The 1,635-nt window shown below is 37.3% G+C and carries 1 protein-coding gene; it reads left to right on the top strand.

Features of this window, described 5'->3' with window-relative positions; translation table 11 throughout:
* Positions 1-124 precede the first annotated feature (124 nt).
* Positions 125-1,438 carry a transposase family protein gene (locus tag WD019_RS21550; protein ID WP_425712793.1) on the top strand — a complete coding sequence of 438 codons (1,314 nt, stop codon included), beginning with the start codon at positions 125-127 and terminating at the stop codon, positions 1,436-1,438.
* Positions 1,439-1,635 lie beyond the last annotated feature (197 nt).

Here is a 1,635-nt window from a genome sequence, read left to right as displayed (position 1 = left end):
CAGCCCTGAAGAGTCACTAATTTTTCGGAATAAATTTAAAAATAGCCTCCCCGAAATGTACTAAATATAGGATAATTTAACCGTTATTTACTGTAAAATTAGTCGTTTCGGGGGTTTTTTAATTATGATGACGAGACAAGAAAAAAGAGAGAAAGAAAAAGAGTTCGATTATTTTTTCGAGTTCTTAAAAATAAAGAAGCATTTTTTCAAAGATTTTATTGACCGTCTTCAACAGGTGAAAGATCATCGCTGTCAAAGCCATATCAGCTATCGTGTCGAAGTTCTTTTGTTCACCCTGCTATTAAAAAACATATTCGGTTTAAAATCGATGCGGGACATGACGGAACGCTTGAATAAAGACGAATGTATAGAAAATGTAAGAAGAATTTTAAAATTGGATCTTTTGCCGGAATTACCGCATTACGATACGATCAACAATTTTCTATGCGGGCTCGATATGGAGGAGCTGGAGAAACTCAGAACATATATGGTTAGAAAACTGGTGGAAAAAAGATGTTTTGAGGCCTATCGAATTGAGGACCGATATTGGGGAATCATTATCGATGGCACAGGACTCTATACCTTTAACGAACGGCACTGTGACCATTGCTTAAAACGGGAATTTAGAGATAAGGAAACCGGAGAAACGAAATCAATTTACATGCATCATGTGCTTGAAGCGAAACTCGTTGTGGGTGAAATGGTTTTTAGTGTGGCATCGGAATTTATTGAAAACGAATCGGAAAACGTACCGAAACAGGACTGTGAACTTAAAGCTTTCCACCGTCTGGCCAAAAAGCTGAAGAAGACGTTCAAAAGATTGCCGATCTGCGTGATAGGAGACAGCCTTTACGCCTGTGAAAATGTGTTTGAGCTTTGCGAGAAAAACCGCTGGAAGTATATTTTTAGATTTAAAGAAGGCAGAATCAAAAGTGTAGCCACTGAATTTGAGCAGCTGAAAAAAATGAAACAACCAGTGGCGAAGGAAAAGAAAACGTTCTGGATCAATGGAATTTCTTACAATCAGCGGACAGTAAATGTCATGGAAACAACGATTGGAAAACGGGATGGAAAGAGCCATCGGTATGTATATATCACGGATTTCCCTATCACTAAAAAGAATGTGGAACACCTACTACACGCCGGACGGAGCCGGTGGAAGATTGAGAATGAAGGATTCAATGAACAGAAAAACCTTCGATACGAAATTGAACATGCCAATAGTCATCATTACAACGCCATGAAGAATCACTATCTCATGACACAAATTGCGGATATCCTTATGCAGTTATACGAAAATGGAGTGAAAATCCTGAAAGAATTCAAAAAAACAATAAAACAAAAATCCTCGGATCTGTTAGAAACGTTTCGCAAGCGGACCCTAACAGATGAGGATTTTCAACACCTGGGTAAAACCATACAAGTAAGGTTTACCTAGTGATTTCATTGTAGCAAAGGATGTGATAAGAAGCAAAACATATTTGAACGGGGGAAATTTTTAAAAAACCAGACGAAGAAATTCGGCTTCCCTTTTTGGCAAAAAATTACGAGAAGTCATATGTAAAATTTTAACATAAATATTGTGTAAATTAGTTTTTATGGAAGTGATTTAACAATAATTACTCCTCAGGGCTG

The sequence above is a fragment of the Fictibacillus sp. Mic-4 genome (assembly GCF_049843615.1).
Classification (GTDB): Bacteria; Bacillota; Bacilli; order Bacillales; family Fictibacillaceae; genus Fictibacillus_A; species Fictibacillus_A gelatini.
Note: the sequence above shows the minus strand (reverse complement) of the source record. Positions and strands in the feature narration are given on the sequence as shown.

Excerpts from the sequence above, each read along its gene's own strand:
- WD019_RS21550 (WP_425712793.1), top strand. The coding sequence starts at position 125 with ATGATGACGAGACAAGAAAAAAGAGAGAAAGAAAAAGAGTTCGATTAT.